The 23,321-nt window shown below is 65.7% G+C and carries 19 protein-coding genes and 1 pseudogene; 7 read left to right on the forward strand and 13 right to left on the reverse strand.

The window, feature by feature from the left end; translation table 11 throughout:
* Positions 1-21 precede the first annotated feature (21 nt).
* The 9 genes and pseudogenes from lpdA to IPK20_13020 all read right to left on the reverse strand — a co-directional run bounded on the left by lpdA (position 22) and on the right by IPK20_13020 (position 11,522).
* Positions 22-1,455 carry a dihydrolipoyl dehydrogenase gene (lpdA, locus tag IPK20_12980; protein ID MBK8017528.1) on the reverse strand — a complete coding sequence of 478 codons (1,434 nt, stop codon included), beginning with the start codon at positions 1,453-1,455 and terminating at the stop codon, positions 22-24.
* A gap of 134 nt (positions 1,456-1,589) precedes the next feature.
* A pseudogene (gene odhB, locus IPK20_12985) lies at positions 1,590-2,848 on the reverse strand (2-oxoglutarate dehydrogenase complex dihydrolipoyllysine-residue succinyltransferase).
* 50 nt (positions 2,849-2,898) lie between these two features.
* A complete protein-coding gene (locus IPK20_12990) occupies positions 2,899-5,724 on the reverse strand; it encodes a 2-oxoglutarate dehydrogenase E1 component (protein MBK8017529.1) in 2,826 nt (941 codons plus the stop codon).
* A 122-nt stretch (positions 5,725-5,846) separates the two neighbouring features.
* Positions 5,847-7,157 (reverse strand): citrate synthase, encoded by a 1,311-nt coding sequence (locus IPK20_12995; GenBank protein ID MBK8017530.1) that lies wholly within the window; start codon positions 7,155-7,157, stop codon positions 5,847-5,849.
* A gap of 87 nt (positions 7,158-7,244) precedes the next feature.
* Positions 7,245-7,478: a succinate dehydrogenase assembly factor 2 gene (locus IPK20_13000; protein ID MBK8017531.1), complete on the reverse strand. Its 234-nt coding sequence runs from the start codon at positions 7,476-7,478 to the stop codon at positions 7,245-7,247.
* A 212-nt stretch (positions 7,479-7,690) separates the two neighbouring features.
* The gene (locus IPK20_13005; protein MBK8017532.1) at positions 7,691-8,386 is read right to left on the reverse strand and encodes a succinate dehydrogenase iron-sulfur subunit; all 696 of its coding nucleotides are present in this window, start codon (positions 8,384-8,386) and stop codon (positions 7,691-7,693) included.
* A gap of 164 nt (positions 8,387-8,550) precedes the next feature.
* Positions 8,551-10,305 (reverse strand): succinate dehydrogenase flavoprotein subunit, encoded by a 1,755-nt coding sequence (sdhA, locus tag IPK20_13010; protein ID MBK8017533.1) that lies wholly within the window; start codon positions 10,303-10,305, stop codon positions 8,551-8,553.
* 68 nt (positions 10,306-10,373) lie between these two features.
* On the reverse strand, positions 10,374-10,760 hold the full coding sequence (gene sdhC, locus IPK20_13015) for a succinate dehydrogenase, cytochrome b556 subunit (GenBank protein MBK8017534.1): 387 nt from the start codon (positions 10,758-10,760) through the stop codon (positions 10,374-10,376).
* A 27-nt stretch (positions 10,761-10,787) separates the two neighbouring features.
* A complete protein-coding gene (locus IPK20_13020) occupies positions 10,788-11,522 on the reverse strand; it encodes a GntR family transcriptional regulator (GenBank protein ID MBK8017535.1) in 735 nt (244 codons plus the stop codon).
* Positions 11,523-11,758: 236 nt separating this feature from the next.
* Between IPK20_13020 and IPK20_13025 the strand changes: the two genes are divergently transcribed.
* The 5 genes from IPK20_13025 (at position 11,759) to acnA (ending at position 19,274) form a co-directional block, all read left to right on the forward strand.
* Entirely contained in the window at positions 11,759-12,745 is a 987-nt protein-coding gene (locus IPK20_13025; GenBank protein ID MBK8017536.1) for a malate dehydrogenase, read from the forward strand.
* 88 nt (positions 12,746-12,833) lie between these two features.
* Positions 12,834-13,727, forward strand: a complete 894-nt coding sequence (prpB, locus tag IPK20_13030; protein MBK8017537.1) for a methylisocitrate lyase — start codon at positions 12,834-12,836, stop codon at positions 13,725-13,727.
* 135 nt (positions 13,728-13,862) lie between these two features.
* Positions 13,863-15,017 (forward strand): 2-methylcitrate synthase, encoded by a 1,155-nt coding sequence (gene prpC, locus IPK20_13035; protein MBK8017538.1) that lies wholly within the window; start codon positions 13,863-13,865, stop codon positions 15,015-15,017.
* 58 nt (positions 15,018-15,075) lie between these two features.
* On the forward strand, positions 15,076-16,527 hold the full coding sequence (locus IPK20_13040; GenBank protein MBK8017539.1) for a bifunctional 2-methylcitrate dehydratase/aconitate hydratase: 1,452 nt from the start codon (positions 15,076-15,078) through the stop codon (positions 16,525-16,527).
* Between the two features lie 38 nt (positions 16,528-16,565).
* Positions 16,566-19,274 carry an aconitate hydratase AcnA gene (gene acnA / locus IPK20_13045; protein ID MBK8017540.1) on the forward strand — a complete coding sequence of 903 codons (2,709 nt, stop codon included), beginning with the start codon at positions 16,566-16,568 and terminating at the stop codon, positions 19,272-19,274.
* Between the two features lie 73 nt (positions 19,275-19,347).
* Here acnA and IPK20_13050 read toward each other — a convergent pair whose 3' ends face one another.
* Positions 19,348-20,721, reverse strand: coding sequence for a FecR domain-containing protein (locus tag IPK20_13050; GenBank protein MBK8017541.1), 1,374 nt, complete (start codon positions 20,719-20,721; stop codon positions 19,348-19,350).
* A 167-nt stretch (positions 20,722-20,888) separates the two neighbouring features.
* Here IPK20_13050 and IPK20_13055 point away from each other — a divergent pair, with 167 nt between their 5' ends.
* Positions 20,889-21,089: an SHOCT domain-containing protein gene (locus IPK20_13055; GenBank protein MBK8017542.1), complete on the forward strand. Its 201-nt coding sequence runs from the start codon at positions 20,889-20,891 to the stop codon at positions 21,087-21,089.
* Positions 21,090-21,108: 19 nt separating this feature from the next.
* Positions 21,109-21,324, forward strand: coding sequence for an SHOCT domain-containing protein (locus IPK20_13060; protein MBK8017543.1), 216 nt, complete (start codon positions 21,109-21,111; stop codon positions 21,322-21,324).
* Between the two features lie 160 nt (positions 21,325-21,484).
* On the opposite strand, the gene IPK20_13065 is transcribed toward IPK20_13060, so the two are convergent.
* The 3 genes from IPK20_13065 to IPK20_13075 are packed head-to-tail and all read right to left on the reverse strand — an operon-like array spanning position 21,485 to position 23,320.
* A complete protein-coding gene (locus IPK20_13065; GenBank protein ID MBK8017544.1) occupies positions 21,485-22,018 on the reverse strand; it encodes a peptide deformylase in 534 nt (177 codons plus the stop codon).
* Entirely contained in the window at positions 22,005-22,766 is a 762-nt protein-coding gene (locus IPK20_13070) for an S-methyl-5'-thioinosine phosphorylase (GenBank protein MBK8017545.1), read from the reverse strand. The genes IPK20_13065 and IPK20_13070 overlap by 14 nt, the downstream gene beginning before the upstream one ends.
* On the reverse strand, positions 22,763-23,320 hold the full coding sequence (locus tag IPK20_13075; protein ID MBK8017546.1) for a hypoxanthine-guanine phosphoribosyltransferase: 558 nt from the start codon (positions 23,318-23,320) through the stop codon (positions 22,763-22,765). The genes IPK20_13070 and IPK20_13075 overlap by 4 nt, the downstream gene beginning before the upstream one ends.
* Position 23,321 lies beyond the last annotated feature (1 nt).

Genomic DNA, 23,321 nt, shown 5'->3' on the forward strand with positions numbered 1-23,321 from the left:
GGGGCCGGCGCGATCCCCGGACTAGATGTTCAGCGTGCGTTTTGCTACGCCCAGCGCCGCTTCGTGCATCGCCTCGGACAGTGTCGGGTGCGCATGAACGATCCGGGCGATGTCCTCGCTCGTCGCCCCGAACTCCATCGCCACCACCGCCTCGGAGATGAGTTCCGAGGCATAGGGACCGATGATGTGGACGCCCAGGATGCGATCCGTCCCGGTATCCGCCAGCATCTTCACGAAACCGGCCGTCTCGCCCAGCGCGCGGGCCCGCCCCGACGCGATGAACGGGAACTGGCCCGAACGATACGCAACGCCCTGCGCCTTGAGGTCCTGTTCGGTGCGTCCCACCCAGGCGATTTCGGGTGCCGTGTAGATGACCCACGGAATCGTGTCCAGGTCGATATGCGCAGCCTGTCCCGCGATGGTCTCGGCCACCACCACGCCTTCCTCGGACGACTTGTGTGCGAGCATCGGGCCGCGAACCGCATCGCCGATCGCGAAGACATTCGGCAGATTGGTGCGGCAGAGACTGTCGACCTCCACGTAACCCCTTTCGTCCAGCTTGAGCCCCACGGACTCGGCGTTGAGCCCCCTCGTGTTCGGCGCGCGGCCGATGGCGACCACCAGGCGGTCGAACTCCGAGACGTGACGGGTGCCTTCGCGGTCCTCGTACTCCACCGTGACGGAATTCGAGCCGCGCTTGACACCCGCGACCTTCGCGCCGGTGTAGATCTTCAGACCCAGGGGTCCGGTGAACTGGCGATAGGCTTCCTTGGCGATCTGTTCGTCCGCGGCGGCGAGGAACGAAGGCAGCGCCTCGAGAATGGTGACTTCCGAACCGAGGCGGCGCCAGACGCTGCCCATCTCGACACCGATGACACCCGCGCCGATGACCGCCAGCCGCTTCGGAACCTCGGAAAAGGACAGCGCACCGGTGTTGTCGCAGACCAGCGTGTTGTCCACGTCCACGCCCGGAAGCGCCCGCGGAATGGAACCCGTCGCCACGATGACGTGCTTGCCTTCCACCGTCTCGGGCGGACCATCGCCCGCCACCTCGATCAGGTACGACGAGCCGTTCATGCCGGCGAAACGGCCGAAGCCATGCATCGACGTGACCTTGTTCTTCTTGAAGAGAAGCGCGATGCCGGTCGTGAACGTATCCACGATCTTGTCCTTGCGCGCCTGCATCTTCGCGACGTCGAGACTCACTTCGCCCACGTGGATGCCGTGGTCGGCGAACTTGTGGGCCGCGCGCTCGTAGTTCTCGGACGATTCGAGGAGCGCCTTGGAGGGAATGCATCCGACGTTGAGGCAGGTGCCCCCGAGACTCGGTTTGCCCGCGTTGTTCTTCCAGGCATCGATGCAGACCGTGGACAGTCCCAGCTGCGCCGCACGGATGGCCGCGACATACCCCCCCGGGCCGGCACCGATCACGACGACGTCGAATTGTTTGGCCATCTGAGTTTCCTGTTCTTGGACGTTGGAGGCAAGCCTCCGATTCTATGTCCGGAACACCGGACCGGAACGTCCGATGGCGGGCACACCGTCCCCGCCGGGAGTGCCGGGCGCCCGGAGGCGTCCGGCATCGTGCGTCACACGTCGAGCAGCAGGCGCGCGGGATCTTCCAGCGCGTCCTTGATCGCCACCAGGCCCAGAACCGCCTCGCGGCCGTCGATGATGCGATGGTCGTACGACATCGCCAGGTAGTTCATGGGCCGGATCACGATCTGGCCGTTCTCGACCACGGGGCGATCCTTGGTCGCGTGCACGCCCAGGATGGCGCTCTGCGGCGGATTGATGATCGGCGTCGACAACATCGACCCGAACACGCCGCCGTTGGAGATGGAGAACGTCCCGCCGGTCAATTCCTCGATCGTGAGCTTGCCTTCCTGCGCGCGCTTGCCGAAATCGGCAATCTGCTTCTCGATGTCCGCCAGGGACATCTGATCGGCGTTGCGCAGGATCGGCACCACCAGCCCGCGCGGGCTGCCCACCGCGATGCCGATGTCGAAGTAACCGTGATAGACGATGTCGTTGCCGTCCACCGACGCGTTCACGACCGGGTACTTCTTCAGCGCGGCGACACATGCCTTGACGAAGAACGACATGAAGCCGAGCTTCACGCCGTGCTCCTTCTCGAAGCGGTCCTTGAAGCGGGCACGCAGGTCCATCACGGCCTGCATGTTCACCTCGTTGAAGGTCGTGAGAATGGCCGCCGTCTGCTGCGACTGCACGAGCCTCTCGGCGACGCGCTGCCGCAGCCTCGACATGGGCACCCGCTTCTCGGGGCGGTCGCCCAGCAGCGCATCGATGTCCACGGGCATCGGCATCGGCGGGGCCGAGCGTCCGGAGGGCTGGGCCGGCGCTTTGCCCTGCACCACCGCCAGCACGTCTTCCTTGGTCACGCGTCCGCCGCGGCCCGTTCCGGCCACCGTGTTCACGTCGATGTTGTGGTCCGCCGCGGTCTTCTTCGCCGCGGGCATGGCGATCACCGAACCCGCGGACGGCGCGGCCTTCGCGGATTCGGCGCGGGCGGGCGCTGGCTTCGGGACACTCACCGCGGCCGGCGAACCGCCCGATGCCGCAGCGGCGACGGGCGCGGCGACCGCCTTCGCATCGGTGTCGATGCGGGCGATGATCTCGTTGCTCACGACCGTGGCACCGTCCCCTTCACGATTGCCGTCAGCACACCTGCTTCCGGCGCCGGCAATTCGAGCACCACCTTGTCGGTTTCGATGTCGATCAGGTTCTCGTCGCGCTGGACGAACTCGCCCTCGCGCTTGTGCCACTTGAGCAGGGTGGCCTCCGCAACCGACTCCGACAATGCCGGCACCTTCACTTCGATCTGCATAGGAACTTCACCTCTTTCGTGCATGAGGACGGCGGTTCGCCGTCACCCGATCAGCCGCCCAGCTTCAGGGCGGCATCCACCACGGCCTTCTGCCGCTGGTTGTGCAGAGCCACGAATCCGCCGGCCGGGGATGCGCTCGACGGACGCAATGCGTACTTCAACTTCTGTTCCGGACGCATGTGCCGGACCAGGTAATGCTGAATGCGGTGCCACGCTCCCTGATTGCCGGGTTCCTCCTGGCACCACACCACTTCCGCCGCGTTCGGATAGCGCGCGATCTCGGCCGCGAAATCCTCGTGCGGGAAGGGATACAGCTGTTCGATGCGCACCACGGCGATGTCGCGAATGCCACGCTCGCGGCGAGCGGCCACCACGTCGTAGTAGACCTTGCCGCTGCAGAACACGATCTGCTTCACGCCAGCGGGATCCAGGGCATCCGTCTCGGGGATCACCGGCTGGAACCGTCCCCTGGACAGCTCCTCGAGCGTGGACACGGACTCCTTGTGCCGCAGCATGCTCTTGGGGCTCATGATCACCATGGGCTTGCGGTAGGGGCGCAGCATCTGCCGGCAGAGCACGTGATACATCTGGGCGGGCGTCGAGGGGACGACCACCTGCATGTTGTAGTCCGCGCACAACTGCAGGAAACGCTCGAGTCGGGCCGAGGAGTGTTCCGGCCCCTGCCCTTCATAGCCGTGCGGCAGCATCAGCACGAGCCCGCAGAGGCGGCCCCACTTCACCTCGCCCGACGCGATGAACTGGTCGATCACCACCTGCGCGCCGTTGGCGAAATCGCCGAACTGCGCTTCCCACACCACCAGTTCGCTGGGCGAGGCCGTCGCATAGCCGTACTCGAACCCGAGCACGGCCTCTTCGGACAGCGTGGAATCGATCACGACGAAGTCTGGCTGGTTCTCGGCGATGTTCTGGAGCGGCACGTACGTGCCGGCATCCCAGCGTTCGCGGTTCTGGTCGTGCAACACGGCATGACGGTGGAAGAACGTGCCGCGGCCGCTGTCCTGGCCGGACAACCGCACGCCGTAGCCCTGCTTGAGCAGAGAGGCGTAGGCGAGGTTCTCGGCCATGCCCCAGTCGAGCGGAAGCTTGCCGAGCCCCATCTGGCGCCGGTCGGCGATCACCTTGTCCACCCGCGAATGCAGCTTGAAATGCGCCGGCACGGTGGTCAGACGCTCGCTCAGATGCGTGAGATCCTCCAGCGACATGCCGGTCGAGATGCCATCGTTCCACTTCTTGCCGTTGTAGATCGTCCAGTCGACGGCGAACGGCGGCCGGTAGTCGTAGATGATGCTCTTGTTGGTGTGCTGACCTGCGTCCAGCGCGCTGCGGAATTCCGCGATCATCCTGTCGGCCTCGCCCTCCTTGACGACGCCTTCGGCAAACAGACGGTCCGCGTACAGCTTCCGGGTGCCCGGATGCTGGCTGATGATCTTGTACATCAGCGGCTGGGTGACCATCGGCTCGTCCTGCTCGTTGTGGCCCAGCTTGCGGAAGCACACCAGGTCCACGACGATGTCCCGCTGGAACTCCACCCGGAAATCGAGCGCCGCCTCGATCGCCATCATCACGGCTTCAGGATCGTCGCTGTTCACATGGATCACGGGCGCTTCCACCATCTTCGCCACGTCCGTGCAGTAGATGGTCGAACGCATGTCGCGCGGGTCCGACGTCGTGAAACCGATCTGGTTGTTCACGATGATGTGCACGGTGCCGCCGGTGCCGTAGCCCCGGGTCTGCGACAGATTCAGCGTCTCCATGACGACGCCCTGGCCCGCGAAGGCGGCATCGCCGTGGATGAGCACGGGCAGTACCTGGCGGCCTTCTCGATCGCGACGGCGATGCTGCCGCGCGCGGACGGAACCCTCCACCACGGGGTTCACGATCTCCAGATGCGACGGGTTGAACGCGAGCGTCACGTGCATGGGGCCGCCCATCGTCATCACGTCGGACGAGAAGCCCTGGTGATACTTGACGTCGCCGGCCGGCAGCTCCCCGGCCTTCTTGCCCTCGAACTCCGAGAACAGGTCCTCGGGAATCTTGCCCAGCGTGTTCACCAGCACGTTCAGGCGGCCGCGGTGGGCCATGCCGATGACCAGTTCCTGCACGCCGTTCTCGCCCGCGCGCTGCAGCAGGTTGTCCAGCATGGGAATGAGCGTCTCGCCGCCTTCCAGGGAGAACCGCTTCTGCCCGACGAAACGGGTGTGAAGATACTTCTCGAGGACCTCCGCGGCGGTCAGCCGCTCCAGCACGTGCCGCTTGGCATCCGGGGAGAGGGAGATGCGGGAACGCATGCCCTCGAAGCGCTGCTGGATCCACTTCTTCTGGGCCGTATCGGTGATGTACATGTATTCGAGGCCGATCGAACCGCAGTACGTCTCGCGCAGCGCCTGGAGGATGTCGCGCAGGGTCGCCTGCTGCGCCCCCACCAGCGTGCCGGTGTCGAAGACGCGGTCGAGGTCGGCTTCGGTCAGCCCGTGATGCGCAGGATCGAGCTCGGGAACGTTGGGACGTTCGAGGCGCTTGAGCGGATCGAGCGCCGCGTGGCGAACGCCCAGGAAACGGTACGAGCTGATCAGCTGGAACACCGCCGCCTGCTTGCGGCCCAGCTCGGCCAGTTCGGCGGGCGCAAGATTGGAACGCCCGCCTGAAGTGCGTTCGCGCGCGATGCGGGCGATGAGTTCTCGGACCGGCTCGTGCGGAACATCGCGCGGTCCGGGCAGGACCTGGATCTGGTCGAAATAGCGCTTCCACTCCGGGGCCAGCGATTCCTGCCCCTGCAGATACGCCTCGTACAATTCGTCGATGTAGGCAGCGTTGCCGCCCGAAAGATACGAACCCGACATCAGGTCCTTCATCATCGTCCTGCTCCTCCCCTTGCATGAACCGCCACGGGTCCGGAGCCGGCGGACTGCCGGCGCGGGCTGGGGGACTCAGTGGCGGTTCCGGATCGAATCAATGTGCGCTCCCGTCCCGGGATGTCTCAGCTGCGCTTGGCGATGGGCACCACCGTCCGCGCCGAGGCGCCGGTGTACATCTGCCGCGGCCGGCCGATCTTGTACTCGGGATCGATGATCATCTCGTTCAGCTGGGCGATCCAGCCGACCGTGCGCGCAAGCGCGAAGATGGCCGTGAAGAGCTGCACCGGTATTCCGACGGCCTTCTGGACGATGCCCGAATAGAAGTCGACGTTCGGGTACAGCTTGCGGGCGACGAAGTACTCGTCCTCCAGGGCGATCTTCTCCAGCGCCATGGCCAGCTTGAACATCGGATCGTCGCCGAGACCCAGCTCGTTGAGGACCTCGTAGCAGGTCTCGCGCATGAGCTTGGCGCGGGGGTCGTAGTTCTTGTAGACACGGTGGCCGAAACCCATCAGCCGAACGCCCGAATCCTTGTCCTTCACCTTGGCGATGAACTCGCCGATGCGGGCGATGCCGCCGTCGCGCTGGATCTGGTCCAGCATGTTGAGGCAGGCTTCGTTGGCCCCGCCGTGCGCAGGCCCCCAGAGGCATGCCACCCCTGCCGCGATGGCGGCGAAAGGATTGGTGCCCGAGGAGGCGCACAGCCGCACGGTCGACGTGGACGCGTTCTGCTCGTGGTCGGCGTGGAGGATGAAGATGCGGTCCAGCGCGCGGACCAGCACGTCGTTGACCTTGTATTCCTCGCAAGGCGTGGCGAACATCATGCGCATGAAGTTCGCGGTGTAGCCGAGCTTGTTCTGCGGATAGACGAAGGGCTCGCCGATGGAATACTTGTAGGCCATCGCGACCAGGGTGGGCAGCTTCGCGATGAGCCGGATGGCCGAGATCTCGCGCTGGTGGGCGTCGTTCAGGTTCTGCGAATCGGGATAGAAGGCCGACAGCGCACCGACCAGTCCGGTCAGAACGGCCATCGGATGCGCGTCGCGGCGGAAGCCGCGCAGGAAGAACTGGAGCTGCTCGTGCACCATCGTGTGACGGGTCACGCGCGAATCGAAGGCTTCCTTCTGAGCCGGCGTGGGCAGTTCGCCATACAGGATCAGATAGCAGGTCTCGAGGAAGTCGCAGTTGGTCGCGAGCTGCTCGATCGGATAGCCACGGTACAGGAGCTCGCCCTTGTCGCCGTCGATGAACGTGATGGCGGAGCTGCAGGACGCGGTCGAGAGGAACCCCGGGTCGTAGGTGAATTTTCCGGTGAGACCGTAGAGCTTGCGAATGTCGATCACTTCCGGACCTGCCACACCTTTCAGAATGGGCAGTTCGATGGAAGGAGTTCCGTCGGAGAAACTCACGGTCGCTTTGGCTGGGGTGCTCATCACCTGCTCCGTCTGAATAAGAACGCTCATTGTAGTGTCATTTCTGCGGAATTGTTGCTGTGCATCAAATTGGTGAACAGCCTTCCGCTAGGCCTGCCGGAGCTTCTCCAGCAAGGCCTCCTGGCTGGGATCCGGCGCCGTCGAACGCCCGGCGATCATGTCCCAAAGGTCGTTATCGGCAAGTTCCAGCAGCCCTGAAAAAATATCGCGCTCGCCCGGAGTGAGAGAGGCGTAGGGCCCATCGAGGAAGCGGGCCAGGATGATGTCCAGTTCCAGCAGACCGCGCCGGCAATGCCAGCGAATCCGGTCGAACTCACCCATGCCGTGCCTCCGAAGCCGCAGAAGCGGCCGTCGCCCCGGCCCGGATGACGCCTTCGTATGGCCTGTCTCCGCCGCAGGGGTTCATTCCGGCAACCCGAGGGCCGGCCATTCACGGGAAGAGCGCCGATTCGTCGCCGGGAACGCCGCGACATCCGTCCGCCGGACCTCCGTCGCGACCGCGATCATGGATCCGCTCTGCCCCGGAGCGTTGCCTATACCATCCTCTTGATCATGATGTCCTTGATGCGCCCGATCGCACGGGTCGGATTCAGACCCTTGGGGCACACGTCGACGCAGTTCATGATCGAGTGGCAGCGGAACAGACGGTAGGGATCCTCGAGATCGTCGAGGCGGTCGTTGGTCGCCTCGTCTCGCGTGTCGGCGATGAAGCGGTAGGCAGCCAGCAGGCCGGCGGGCCCCACGAACTTGTCCGGGTTCCACCAGAACGAGGGACAGGACGTGGAACAGCACGCGCAGAGGATGCACTCGTACAGGCCATCCAGTTCCTCGCGCTCGGCCGGCGTCTGCAGCCTTTCCTTCTCGGGCGCCGGCTGCGTGTTCTGCACGTAAGGCTTGATCGAGTGGTATTGCTTGAAGAACTGCGTCATGTCCACGATCAGATCGCGGATCACCGGCAGCCCGGGAAGCGGCCGCAGGACGACCGGCTCCTTGAGGTCGGCGAGCCTGGTGATGCACGCGAGCCCGTTCTTGCCATTGATGTTCATGGCGTCCGAACCGCAGACCCCCTCGCGGCAGGACCGGCGCAGGGACAGGCTGTCGTCCATGGACTTGATGCGCACCAGCGCGTCCAGCAGCATGCGGTCGCTGGGCTCGAGCGCAACGTCGTAGTCCTTCATGTAGGGCTGGGCGTCCTTCTCCGGGTCGTACCGGTAGATACTGAATCGCATCTTTTCCTCGTTTCCTGCGTTTGCCTGACAGTCGGTCGGGTCGGTGCCCGTCGTGCAACTCTCCTCGGACGGGGCGCCGGGCCGCCCCAAGCCCCGTCCGCTGATCAAGACGGTCGAAGTGCACGTGCGCCACTGCAAGGGGCGCGTACACTTCGACCGATCAATCAATAACTCCGCACCTTCGGCTCGAAGGTCTCGGCGGTCAGGGGCTTCAGCTTGACCGGCTTGTACTCGAGCCGGTCGCCGTCGTGGTACCACAGCGAGTGCTTCAGCCAGTTCACGTCATCGCGCTTGGGGAAGTCGGCGCGGTCGTGCGCACCGCGACTCTCCTGGCGCGCGGCCGCGGAGATCATCGTCGCGCGGGCGACTTCGATGAGGTTCTCCAGTTCCAGTGCCTCGATCCGGGCCGTGTTGAAGGTCTTGCTCTTGTCCTTGATCTCGGTGCGCTTCACCCGTTCCGTCACCGCCTGGATCTTTTCCACGCCCTGGGAAAGCATGTCCGGGAACCGGAACACCCCGCAGTGGGCCTGCATGGTCCGGCGCATCTCCGCGCCCACCTCGAACACGCTCTCTCCGCCCGTCTGGCTGTCCAGGCGGGCGATGCGCGCCCGGGAGTATTCGCCGGCGTCGGCAGGCAGGTCCTTGTGCCCGGGGTTCTCCTTCAGGAACTGGATCACGCGGTCGCCGCTGGCCTTGCCGAACACCAGCAGGTCGGTGAGCGAGTTGGTGCCGAGGCGGTTGGCCCCATGCACCGAGGCGCAGGCGCACTCGCCGGCCGCATAGAAACCCGCCACCACGGTATTGGGATCACCGTTGGCCGGCGCGACGACCTCGCCGTGATAGTTGGTCGGGATGCCGCCCATCTGGTAGTGGCAGGTGGGCACGACGGGAATGGGATCCTTCACCGGATCCACGTTGGCGAACTTCTTGGCGATCTCGCGGATGCCGGGCAGGCGCTTCTCGATGACATCCAGCCCCAGATGATCCAGTTTCAGCAGGATGTGATCGGCTTCCTTGCCGCATCCGCGCCCGTCCTTGATCTCCGTCGCCATGGCGCGCGCCACCACGTCCCGGCTGGCGAGGTCCTTCATGGTCGGCGCGTAGCGTTCCATGAACCGCTCGCCGTCCTTGTTGAGCAGATAGCCACCCTCGCCGCGAACGCCTTCGGTGATGAGCACCCCGGCCCCGGCCACCCCGGTCGGGTGGAACTGCCAGAACTCCATGTCTTCCAGCGGGATGCCCGCGCGCGCCGCCATGCCCAGGCCGTCGCCGGTATTGATGAACGCATTCGTCGAGGCGGAATAGATCCGCCCGGCGCCGCCCGTCGCGAACAGCGTGGCCCGGGCGTGGAAGACCCAGATGTCGCCGCTTTCCATTTCCATGGCCGTGACGCCCAGCACCTGGCCGGTGGCATCGCGGATGAGATCCAGCGCCATCCACTCCACGAAGAAGAGCGTGTTCGCCCGCACGTTGCGCTGGTAGAGCGTGTGCAGCATGGCGTGGCCGGTACGGTCGGCCGCGCAGCAGGACCGCTGGACCGGACGCTCGCCGAAATTCTGCGAGTGGCCGCCGAAGGGCCGCTGGTACACCGTGCCGTTGTCGTTGCGGTCGAACGGCATGCCGAAGTGCTCCAGCTCGTAGACCACCTGGGGCGCCATGCGGCAGAGGAATTCGATGGCGTCCTGGTCGCCCAGGTAGTCGGACCCCTTGACCGTGTCGTACATGTGCCAGAGCCAGGAGTCGTCCCCCATGTTGCCCAGGGATGCGCCGATGCCGCCCTGGTGCCAGAACACCGACAGCAGGAAGAGAAGGCTCGCCAGCCGGAACCACTGCATCGCGAACAGGGACTTCCAGGCGGCGTATTCGGTGGGTCTGGCCACCAGCACGATCAGGAACATGACCACGGCGTACACGGCCATGACCACGGCCGTGACCCGCTGGACCAGCCAGTCGCGCAGCCCGTAATGGGCGCCTACGGGAACGCGCTTCACCATAGCCAGACTCCCAGGATGACGGTGAGGACGAGACTCACCCCGAACACGGCATAGCTGGTCGCCCGGGCGCACTCCAGGTCCGTCCCGATATGCACGTCCAGCGCGAGGTAGCGGACGCCTGCGCAGAAGTGATGCAGGAAGGCCCACAGCACGCCCAGCAGAACCAGCTTGGCCAGCGGATGCGCGAGCACGGCCGCGGCGCTGGCGTGGGTTTCCGGCGACTGCAGGCTCTGCTGCAGCAGGCACAGGAGAAACGGCAGCATGACGAACAGCCCTGCTCCGCTCACGCGATGCAGGATGGACACCACGCCCGGAAGGGGCAACCGTATCTGGAACAGATTGAGATGCTTGGGGCGGGTTCTGGCTGTCGCGGGTGTCATGGCGCTATGGGCGTGGGTGGGTTTGGCTCAGCTGATGATGTTGGCGTAATGGTGTTCTGCGCAGTTGCAGTAGCTGCGTCTGAGTTCGACGGGGCGGCGTCCGTAAGTATAGGCGACCCGCTCCGTCGCCAGCAGCGGCGAATCGGCCGGAACGCCCAGCACGGAGGCCATATCGGCGGTGGCGGCCACCGCCTTGAGGCGTTCTTCCGCTGCCACGATGCGGACATGGAAAACCGACTCGTACATGCTGTAGAGCATGCAGCCGTGCGCCTCCAGAATGGTTGCATCCAATCCCTTGAACAGCCCGGCCGGAACCCGGGCTTCCTCGTACACGACCCGTTTGTCATTGATGAGCAGCGCCCGCCGGATGCGGACGACCGGCTCGCCGGCGGCGAGATCCAGGCTCCGCGCGGTCGCGGCGTCAGCCTTGACACGCCGGCAGTCGACGAGTTCCGCCCTCAGGGATTCCATGGCGCCGTCGTCCGGCGTGATGCGGAGGAACGCGAGCTGGGCGCGCTCGTGGGCGTGGGAGGCGACGAAGGTGCCCCGCCCCTGCCTGCGGACCAGCACGTTCTCCTGGGCGAGTTCCGCCACGGCCTTGCGGACCGTGCCCTGACTCACGTTGAAGCGCTTGGCGAGCTCGATCTCGCTGGGGATGCTCTGGCCGGGCTTCCATTGGCCGTTCTCGAGCCCCTCCGTGATCAGCAGCTTGATCTGCCGGTAGAGAGGCTGAAAGGCGGGAGCGGCGGCTTCGGGCTTCATTTGAGGGCGGATTTTTAGCACATCGTCACGGCCGGGTCCAGGGTAGACGTGTATCAGTCGTCATATATAAGACTCTCGTTGACACGCCGCAACGCCCGTCCTTATCATCCTGCCGTTTGACGAGACCGCATCGTCCATTGCATGACTGTGGCAATGCACCAAACGGCTCTGCCGAGAGCGCCCCGCGCCGGAAGATCCCGGCCGGATTTCCCATCCCTTCGAAGGAGTTTCCGTCCATGAAGACCCCCGTGCGAGTCGCCGTCACCGGCGCTGCTGGCCAGATCGGCTACAGCCTTCTCTTCCGCATCGCCAGCGGGGAGATGCTGGGGCGCGAACAGCCCGTGATCCTCCAGTTGCTGGAGATCCCCGACGAGAAGGCCCAGAAGGCGTTGAAGGGCGTGATGATGGAACTCGACGACTGCGCGTTCCCGCTGCTCGCCGGCATGAGCGCCCACAGCGATCCCATGACCGCCTTCAAGGACATCGATTTCGCACTGCTGGTCGGCGCGCGCCCGCGCGGCCCCGGCATGGAACGCAAGGACCTCCTCTCGGCCAACGCGCAGATCTTCACCGCGCAGGGCAAGGCGCTCAATGCCGTGGCGAGCCGGAACGTCCGCGTGCTGGTCGTGGGCAACCCTGCCAACACCAACGCCTACATCGCGATGAAGAGCGCCCCCGATCTGCCCAAGGGAAACTTCACGGCGATGCTGCGCCTGGACCACAACCGGGCGCTCTCCCAACTCGCGCAGAAGACCGGCAAGACCGTCGAGTCCATCGAGAAGCTCATCGTCTGGGGCAACCACTCGCCCACGATGTATCCCGACTACCGCTTCGCCACCATTGCCGGACAGGCTGCTCCTGCCGCCGTGGCTGACGAACCCTGGTATCGCGACACGTTCATCCCCACGGTCGGCAAGCGCGGCGCCGCCATCATCGAGGCCCGCGGCCTGTCTTCCGCCGCCTCGGCCGCGAACGCGGCCATCGATCACATGCGCGACTGGGCGCTGGGCACCCACGGCAAGTGGGTGACCATGGGCATCCCGTCGGACGGCTCCTACGGCATTCCCCAGGATGTCATGTACGGTTTTCCCGTGACCTGCGCCGGCGGCAAGTACGAGATCGTCCGGGGACTGGCCATCGACGACTTCAGCCGACAGAAGATGGACGCCACCCTCAAGGAACTCGAGGAGGAGCGCTCGGCCGTCGCCCACCTGCTGGGTTGAGCGGAGCCGTCGGCGTGGATGCGCTGCAGCGGGACGCCGCAGCGCCCGATCGTTTCCGGGCCGCAAGGCCCCACGGAGTGACACAACCATGACCCAACCGGCCACCCCGGGCGCCAGGTTCCGCCGCGCCCTGGAAGAAGAGAAACCCCTGCAGATCGTCGGCACGATCAACGCCTACCACGCCCGCCTCGCCGAGCGCACCGGCTTTCGTGCCATCTACCTCTCCGGCGGCGGTGTCGCCGCCGGTTCGCTGGGCCTGCCCGATCTGGGCATCAGCAACCTCGACGATATCCTGACCGACATCCGCCGCATCACCGACGTCTGCGCCCTGCCCCTGCTCGTCGATGTCGACACGGGCTTCGGTTCCAGCTTCTTCAACATCGCCCGCACGACCCGCTCGCTGATCAAGTTCGGCGCCGGCGCCATGCACATCGAGGATCAGGTCGGCGCAAAGCGCTGCGGCCACCGCCCCGGCAAGGAGCTCGTCAGCACCGAGGAGATGGTCGATCGCGTCAAGGCGGCCGTCGACGCCCGCACCGATCCCAGCTTCGTCATCATGGCCCGCACGGATGCGCTGGCCGTGGAAGGCCTCGAGGCCGCCATCGACCGCGCTTGCCGCTGCGTCGAGGCCGGCGCCGACGCCATCTTCCCCGAAGCGATGACCGAGCTTTCCATGTACCGCCAGTTCGCCGACGCCGTGAAGGTGCCCGTTCTCGCGAACATCACCGAGTTCGGTTCGACGCCGCTGTTCACCGTCGACGAGCTCGCCTCCGCGAACGTGGGCATGGTGCTGTACCCGCTGTCGGCCTTCCGCGCCATGAACAAGGCGGCCCTGAACGTGTATCAGCACCTGCGCAACGACGGCACGCAGAAGCACGTGGTCGACACCATGCAGACGCGGGCCGAGCTCTACGACTACCTCGGCTACCACGACTTCGAGAACAAGCTCGACGAGCTGTTCGCGAAGAAGAAGCAAGGTTGACGAACGCGCCGCCGGCCGGCATCGCCATCGCGCCGGCGGATCGAGACGAAGGCAGAGGGCCCGTGCGTACACGCGTTCCCGACACGCAGCGCGCCAACGTCCGGCCCGGAACGGAATTCACCAGGAGAACGAACCATGACTGAAGTGCAAGCAGCGGGCCCGAAGCCGAAGAAGTCGGTGGCCCTGTCTGGCGTTGCAGCCGGCAACACGGCCCTGTGCACGGTCGGACGGACCGGCAACGACCTTCATTACCGCGGCTACGACATCCTCGATTTCGCCGACGAGGCGACCTTCGAGGAGATCGCCTATCTGCTGGTCCACGGCCGTCTGCCCGGCATCGCGGAATTGAACGCCTACAAGACGAAGCTTGCCCGTCTGCGCGGCCTGCCCACGGCCCTCAAGGCCGCGCTCGAGTGGATTCCGCCCTCCGCCCACCCGATGGACGTGATGCGCACCGGCGCCTCGGTGCTCGGCACGCTGATCCCCGAGAAGGACGACCACAACACGCCCGGCGCGCGCGACATCGCCGATCGCCTGATGGCGAGCTTCGGTTCGATCCTCCTGTACTGGTACCACTACAGCCACAACGGCCGCCGCATCGAGACCGAGACGGACGACGAGTCCATCGCCGGGCATTTCCTGCACCTGCTGCACGGCGCGCCGCCCAGCGCCACGTGGGAACGCGCGATGCAGACCTCGCTCAACCTCTACGCCGAGCACGAGTTCAACGCGTCCACGTTCACGGCGCGCGTGATCGCCGGCACGGGTTCCGACATGTACTCGGCCATCGCCGGCGCCATCGGCGCGCTGCGCGGCCCGAAGCATGGCGGTGCCAATGAAGTCGCCTTCGACATCCAGGGCCGCTACTCCGATCCCGACGAGGCCGAGGCCGACATCGTGCGGCGCGTGCAGAACAAGGAGATCGTGATCGGCTTCGGCCATCCCGTCTACACCATCTCCGACCCGCGCAACAAGGTCATCAAGGACGTCGCGAGCCGCCTGTCGAAGGAGGCCAAGGACACCAAGCTCTTCGACATCGCCGACCGCCTGGAAGCCGTGATGTGGCGCGAGAAGAAGATGTTCCCGAACCTCGACTGGTTCAGCGCCGTGTCCTACAACATGATGGGCGTGCCGACGGCGATGTTCACGCCGCTGTTCGTCATCGCCCGCACCTCCGGCTGGTGCGCCCACGTGATCGAGCAGCGAATCGACGGCAAGATCATCCGCCCGAGCGCCAACTACACCGGCCCCGAGAACCAGAAGTGGGTCCCTTTGGAACGCCGCAAGTAATCCGCCGCGCCCTTCGCCCCAACCGAACAACATTCACGACCACGGGAAAACAACCGCCATGTCCGCACACATCTCCAACGTCCGCCCGAAACCCGACAAGGTTCTCGTCGACATCGCCGACTACGTCTCCAAGACCAAGATCTCCAGCAAGGAAGCCTACGAGACGGCGCGCTACTGCCTGATGGACACGCTGGGCTGCGGACTCGAAGCCCTCGAGTACCCGGCGTGCACGAAGCTCATGGGCCCGATCGTCCCGGGTACCGTGGTGCCCAACGGAGCGAAGGTGCCGGGCACCCAGTTCCAGCTGGACCCCGTACAGGCGGCGTTCAACATCGGTGCCATGATCCGCTGGCTCGACTTCAACGACACCTGGCTGGCGGCGGAATGGGGTCACCCTTCCGACAACCTCGGCGGCATCCTGGCGACGGCCGACTGGCTCTCCCGCAACGCCGTGGCCGCCGGAAAGGCGCCGCTCACCATGCGCGACGTGCTCACCGCCATGATCAAGGCGCACGAGATCCAGGGCTGCATCGCGCTTGAGAACAGCTTCAACAAGGTGGGCCTCGATCACGTGGTGCTGGTCAAGGTGGCCTCCACCGCCGTCGTGGCGCAGATGCTGGGCCTCACCAAGGACGAGATCATCACCGCCCTGTCGCTCGCCTGGGTCGACGGCCAGTCGCTGCGGACGTACCGCCACTCGCCCAACACCGGCTCGCGCAAGAGCTGGGCAGCCGGTGACGCGACTTCCCGCGCCGTGCGCCTCGCGCTCATCGCCAGGACCGGCGAGATGGGCTACCCCTCGGTCCTGTCGGCCAAGACCTGGGGCTTCTACGACGTGCTGTTCAAGGGCAACGAGTTCAAGTTCCAGCGGCCCTACGGCAGCTATGTGATGGAGAACGTGCTGTTCAAGATTTCCTTCCCCGCCGAGTTCCACTCGCAGACGGCCGTGGAATGCGCCATGCAGATCCACCAGGCGCTCGCAAAGGCCGGCAAGACCGCGGAGGACATCAAGAAGATCACCATCCGCACGCACGAGGCCTGCATCCGCATCATCGACAAGAAGGGCCCGCTCGACAATCCGGCCGACCGCGATCATTGCATCCAGTACATGGTGGCCGTGCCGCTGCTGTTCGGCCGCCTGACCGCGGGCGACTACGAGGATGGCGTCGCCACCGATCCGCGTATCGACATCCTGCGCGACAAGATCGTCTGCGTCGAGGACAAGCGCTTCACGAAGGACTACCACGATCCCGCGAAGCGCTCCATCGCCAATGCGCTGACGGTGGAGTTCAAGGACGGCACGACGATGAAGGAAGTCGTCTGCGAGTACCCGATCGGCCACAAGCGCCGCCGCAAGGAAGGCATGCCGGTCCTGGTCGAGAAGTTCAAGACCAACCTGGCGCGCAAGTTCCCGGCGAAGCAGCAGGCCGCGATCCTCGCGCTCTGCATGGACCCGGCCAAGCTTTCGGCAACGCCGGTGAACGAGTTCGTCGACATGTTCGTCATCTGAGTCGTTCGTGATCGAAGTCCCATCCCGCTGGAGCTGACATGAGCCACAACCTGTTCAAGTCCCTGCAAGAGTTCCCGATCGGCACCTCGAAGGGCAAGTTCTACTCCCTGCCTGCCCTGGAGAAGGCCGGCCTGGGCAAGATCTCGCGCCTTCCCGTGTCGATCCGCATCGTGCTCGAGGCCGTGCTGCGCAACTGCGACGGCAAGAAGGTCACCGAGGAGCACGTGCGGCAGCTGGCCGCCTGGAAACCCACGGCCGATCGCGTCGACGAGATTCCCTTCGTCGTCGCCCGCGTCGTGCTGCAGGACTTCACGGGGGTGCCTCTGCTGGCCGATCTCGCCGCCATGCGCAACGTGGCCGCCGACATGGGCAAGAACCCCAAGACCATCGAGCCGCTGGTACCGGTGGATCTGGTGGTCGATCACTCGGTGATGATCGATCACTACGGCGGGAAGGACTCCCTCGATCTCAACATGAAACTCGAGTTCCAGCGCAATCGCGAGCGCTACGAGTTCATGAAATGGGGCATGCAGGCGTTCGACACCTTCGGCGTCGTGCCCCCCGGCTTCGGCATCGTCCACCAGGTGAACCTCGAGTATCTGGCGCGCGGCGTGCACAAGAAGTCCGGCGTCTACTATCCGGACACGCTGGTGGGCACGGACAGCCACACCACCATGATCAACGGCATCGGCGTGGTGGGCTGGGGCGTGGGCGGCATCGAGGCCGAGGCCGGGATGCTGGGCCAGCCGGTCTATTTCCTCACGCCCGACGTCGTGGGCGTGGAACTGAAGGGACGCCTGCGCGAAGGCGTCACGGCGACCGACCTGGTGCTCACCATCACCGAAATGCTCCGCAAGGAGAAGGTCGTCGGCAAGTTCGTCGAGTTCTTCGGCGAAGGCACCGAGACGCTCGCGCTGCCGGACCGCGCGACCATCGCCAACATGGCCCCCGAGTATGGCGCGACCATGGGCTTCTTCCCGGTCGACGACAAGACCATCGACTACTTCCGCGGCACCGGCCGCACCAAGGCCGAGATCGACGCGTTCGAGGCCTACTTCAAGGCGCAGAAGCTCTACGGCGTGCCCAAGGCGGGCGAGATCGACTACACCAAGGCGCTCGTGCTGGATCTTTCCACGGTGGCGCCATCCCTGGCAGGCCCGAAGCGTCCACAGGACCGCATCGAGATCGGCAACGTGAAGACGAAGTTCGCCGACCTCTACTCCAAGCCCGTGGGGGAGAACGGCTTCAACCAGCCCAAGGAAAAGCTGGGGCAGCCGTTCAAGACCGACAGCGGCGTGGAGCTCAGGAATGGCGACGTGCTGATCGCCGCCATCACGTCCTGCACCAACACCTCCAATCCGGGCGTGCTCCTGGCCGCGGGCCTGCTGGCCAAGAAGGCCGTGATGGCCGGTCTCACGGTGAAACCGCACATCAAGACCTCCCTTGCGCCCGGATCTCGCATCGTCACCGAATATCTCGGCAAGGCCGGTCTGCTGCCCTACCTCGAGCAGCTCGGCTTCAGCGTGGCGGCCTACGGCTGCACGACCTGCATCGGCAACGCCGGTGACCTGTCGACCGAGATCAACGACACGATCGTCAAGAACGACCTCGTGTGTGCTGCCGTGCTGTCCGGCAACCGCAACTTCGAGGCGCGGATCCACCCCAATCTCAAGGCCAACTTCCTCGCCTCCCCGCCTCTGGTGGTGGCCTATGCCATCGCCGGCACGGTGACACGCGATCTCATGACCGAGCCCGTGGGCAAGGGCAAGGACGGCAAGGACGTCTGGCTGGGCGACATCTGGCCCACCAGCGAAGAGGTCTACAAGCTGATGAAGTTCGCCATGAACCCGGCGGCGTTCAAGGCGAACTACGGCCAGGTGAAGAACAAGCCGGGCGAGCTGTGGGAGAACGTGGAGGGCGTCAGCGGCCAGGTCTACAACTGGCCCGCGTCCACCTACATCGCCCGTCCGCCCTTCTTCGACGGTTTCCAGATGAAGCCGGCAATCGGCGGTGCCACCGGCGTATCCGGTGCCCGCGCGCTGGGTGTGTTCGGCGAGTCGATCACCACCGACCACATCTCTCCCGCCGGCTCCATCAAGGAATCGTCCCCGGCCGGCAAGTGGCTGATCGGCAATTCGGTCACGAAGACCGATTTCAACAGCTACGGCTCCCGCCGCGGCAACCACGAGGTCATGATGCGCGGCACCTTCGCCAACGTGCGCATCAAGAACCTGATGATCCCCGCCAAGGCCGATGGCGCCCGGGTGGAAGGCGGCATCACGCTGCATCAGCCTTCCGGCAAGGAAATGTCGATCTACGACGCCGCGATGAAGTACATCGCGGAGGGCACGCCGACGGTGGTCTTCGGCGGCGAGGAATACGGCACGGGTTCATCGCGCGACTGGGCGGCCAAGGGCACGCAGCTTCTGGGCGTGAAGGCCGTCGTCGCACGCAGCTTCGAACGGATCCACCGCTCGAACCTCGTCGGCATGGGCGTGCTGCCGCTGCAGTTCAAGGGGACCGACAGCGTCGACTCGCTCGGCATCAAGGGCGACGAGCAGTTCGACATCCTCCTGGGCAACGAGATCAAGCCGCAGCAGGACGTCACGCTGGTCATCCGCCGCAAGGACGGCAGCAAGACCGAAACGACGCTCAAGCTGCGGATCGACACGCCCATCGAGGTGGACTACTACCGGCATGGCGGCATCCTGCCCTACGTGCTGCGCGAACTGCTCGCGGCCGCCTGACCGTCAAGGCGTCCCGCAAGACAAGGCCCGCGGCGATCGCCGCGGGCCTTTTTTCATTCCTGCCGCCGCCAGCTCAGCGCTGTTCGCGCCGCCGCCGCGATTCCACCCGGTCCGCCTCCCGCACGCGATCCGCATCCCGGTTGAGGTCCGTGTCGCGGTCCCGCTCGTACTGTCCGCGGTGATCGGACTGCAGTTCACGGCGCCGGTTGTCGTAGGCCCGCTGCCGGTCAGCGGGATCCCCCGGGGCTTCCGGCTTGACGGCAGGTGCTCCACCCGTGGCGGGTGCCCCGCGGGGCAGTCCCGGCTTGCGGGACTCGGGACGACCTGCGGGCGCTGCCGGAGGCGCCGAAGACGACTTGTCCGGAGCCGGAGCCGCCAGCGGTGACGATGGCGCAGGCGGTGCCGGGGGTGCCGCAGGCGCCACGGCCGGTGCTGCCTCCGGAATGGGAATGCCCGGCACCACCCCTCCGACCGGGGGAACCGCCGCCCCGGCCGCACCCGCCGCACCCGGAAGGATCGCGGGTATCGCAGCACCCGGCACGGCCACGCCCGGCAGCGGGATCTCCGGGACGGCACCGCCCTTCGCGCCAGACTCCAGGCCTTGTTCCACCTTCTCGCCCGAAACGCCGCTGCGCGGTTCCGTCTGCCCGGCCCCGGGTTCCTGGTTGAGCCGCAGCCGCTCATCCAGCCTCTCCTGCAGGCGCTCCTGAATCGACTTGTGCTTGCCCGACAGCAGATTCTCGTTGGGCGTGCCCTTGAAGAAATCCGGAATGCGCTCCAGCAGCCTGGCGCGCACCCCGTCCTGGAGCGACGAGTAGCCCGCAGTATTCGGCGGTATGTAGACAACGCCGGACTTGTCCTCCAGGGACGTCTCGCCCTCGTTCACCTTGTCGTAGGTGCCGGGCGGACCCAGGGGGCTGCCCTTGGGCAGGAACATGGGTTCGTGATCGGTGCCGCGCACGCCGATGGTGGCGGTGATCGTCTCGATGCGGTAGCTCCGGGGGGACACACGAGGAATCCAGCCGGTGATCGACCGGAACGTGCCCTCGATGAGGCGCAGGATGCTGCGGTCCTCCTTGTCACCCATGGCCCGGTAGTCCACCACCTTGAGCTGGGTATTGGGACGGACCGCGAGGTAGCCGCTGTCTTCCATCGTGAGATGTACTTCGCCGTCGCGGCCGGAAACGATGGTTTCGCCCGACAGCACCGGATCGCCTTTCGCCGGCCGCCGGTTCTTCTTCGCCGCATCGATGAACCGGACATCGCCGGTGACCAGATCCACTCGCCCGGCAACGACCGGCGGAGGCTCGGCATTGGCGCTCAGTGCCCAGAGGGCGAAGGCAAGGGCGAGGAGCCACAGCCCGGCGTGGAATTGGCGGGCGGCCGGGTCGAGAACAGCCGCTGCCCGCGGCCGGGCGGACGGCGGCCCTGCTAGTGGATGCTTCAAAGGCGTGCTCCCTGTCGATCGATTGTTGCCGCGTGCTTGTGAGGCCAGACCCCGTCCGGCATTATATGAACGTCCGCTTGGGCAGACGCGCGCGTGTCCGGTCCAGTGCAAAAATTCCTGCCGTTCCGCCCGGCTGCCCGCAACGAGTTCCAGAAGGAGATGCTCAATTGAACGGGAAGATCCTCGTGGCCGCCCTGCTTGCCGCCTGCACCCTAGCCGGCTGCGGCTCCCCCAAGCCCAAGGGTCCGCGCATCGACGTGACCATCGGGCAGCAGCTCATCGAGCTCAAGGAAGCCCATGATGCAGGCGCCCTGTCAGACAAGGAATACGAGCGTCAGAAGAAGGCGCTCATCGACAGCGTTCAGTGAACGCTGGGGGAACGGGAAAATGATCGTGAATCGTGTCTGTCAGGCTGCCACCGTGTTGGCGGCAGCGCTCGCGCTGACCGCCTGCGGCGGCGATACCGTGGTCAAGGTGGAGCAGTCCACCCAGATCTCCAAGGGCTGGGAATTGAAGGATCTGCAGAAGGCCCTCGACGCCGGCGCCATCAACCGCGACGAGTTCGAGCGGATCAAGCAGAAGCTGCTCAAGCGCACCAACTAGATCGCCGGCTCCGCCTGGGCCCTGGCGGGCAAGTCCCACCGCGACCGCCGCGGGTCGACGTCTGCGCCGGGCTGTTCCCGGGCGGCAGTCTCTGCGGCCGAACGCCGGTGCGCCACGGCGGAGCCGCGCCCGGGCCTCCAAGGCACTCTGACGCGGCCGCTCAGTCGTCCTGATCGAGCTGGCCGGGAAACAGCACGTCCGCAAAGCCGAAATTGCGCAGATCCCGGATGCGCATCGGGTAGAGCACTCCCGCCAGGTGGTCGCACTCGTGCTGGACGACCCGCGCGTGGAAATCCGAAACAGTGCGGTCAATCGGCTGTCCCTTCGCATCGAACCCCACGTAGCGCAGCCGCTTGAATCGAGGCACCAGGCCCCGCATCCCCGGTACCGACAGACAGCCTTCCCAGCCCTCCTCCATCTCGCCGCCCAAGGGTTCCAGCTTGGGATTGATGAGGACCGTGAAGGGGATCTCATCGCTTTCGGGATAGCGCGGACTCTTGAAGCCGCCGAAGATCACCACCTGCAGCCCCACGGCGATCTGGGGCGCGGCGAGTCCCGCGCCGTTCAGGTGCTTCATGGTGTCCAGCATGTCGTCGACCAGGGTCCGAAGCTCCGGCGTGTCGAATGCCCGCACGGGTTGCGCCGCCTCGAGCAGGCGCGGATCCCCCATGCGGATCACCTCACGGACTGACACAGTCCTCCAGCAGCTTCTCGAGGATCCGTCGGGCGCGCCCCAGGGATTCCTGCAGCACGGCCTTGATGTCGTCCAGCGAGATCCCGTCCACGCTGTCGCCGCGGCCGGCGGCATGATTGACCACGACCGTGAGCGTTGCATAGGCCAGCGACAGCTCGCGGGCGAGTGCCGCCTCGGGCATGCCCGTCATTCCCACGACGGTGGCGCCGTCACGCTCCAGGCGGTTGATTTCGGCCGCCGTCTCCAGACGCGGCCCCTGGGTCGTCGCGTACACGCCCCCCTCCACGATCTTCTCGCCGATGGCACGCGCGGCGCGCAGGAGATCCTGGCGCAGCCGCTCGTCGTAGGGATGGGTGAAGTCGATGTGTGTGACTGGCTGGTCGGGCCCCTCGAAGAACGTGCTCTTGCGGCCCCAGGTGTAATCGATGATCTGGTCGGGCACGCACAGGACGCCCGGCCCCAGCCCTGAGGCGATACCGCCCACCGACGCAATGGAAACGACGCGCTGCACGCCTTCGGCATGCAGGGCCCACATGTTCGCGCGGTAGTTCACCTGATGCGGCGCGATGGTGTGCCCGTAGCCGTGGCGCGCGAGGAAGATCACCTCGCGGTCGTGAATCCTGCCGAAGGTCAGCGCACCCGAGGGTTCGCCGAAGGGCGTCCTCACGACCTGCCTGCGCGAGACCTCCAGGTTCGAAAGCTGGGTGAGCCCCGTACCACCGATGATGCCGAGAACCGGCGCGGTCATGAGTCCTGCTGCTCCTTCAGTGCGTAGACGGCGGGCAGATTGCGCCACGCCCCGTAAGCATCCATCCCATAGCCGAACACGTAGCGATCCGGCACGGTCACTCCGACAAAATCGGCCGACACCGGCTTCTCGCGTCCGAGATCCTTCACGCAGAACACGGCAATGCGTACCGCCGCCGCGCCTCGCGCCAGGAGACTCTCGCGGATCGCCGCCAGGGTATGCCCTTCGTCGAGAATGTCGTCCACCACCAGCACGGTGCGGCCGCGGACACTGTCCGGCGGGTTCACCTTCCAGGAGATCTGCTTCCCGGCCGTGGCGTTCTCGTAACGCGTCGCGTGGATATAGTCGAACTCCAGGGGAAAGTGCAGCAGCGGGAGCAGGTGGCCGCAGAACACGCTGGAACCGCGCATCACCTGCAGCACCACGGGAAACGTGTCACCGATGGATTCGCTGATCTCCCGCCCCAGGCGGACCACGGCGGCCTGGACCTGATCGGCCGGGCAGACGAGTTCCGCCGTCTCCAGGATCCTCAGGGCTTCGTCGCGCGACACCATC

The organism is Betaproteobacteria bacterium, from assembly GCA_016713305.1.
Taxonomy (GTDB): domain Bacteria; phylum Pseudomonadota; class Gammaproteobacteria; order Burkholderiales.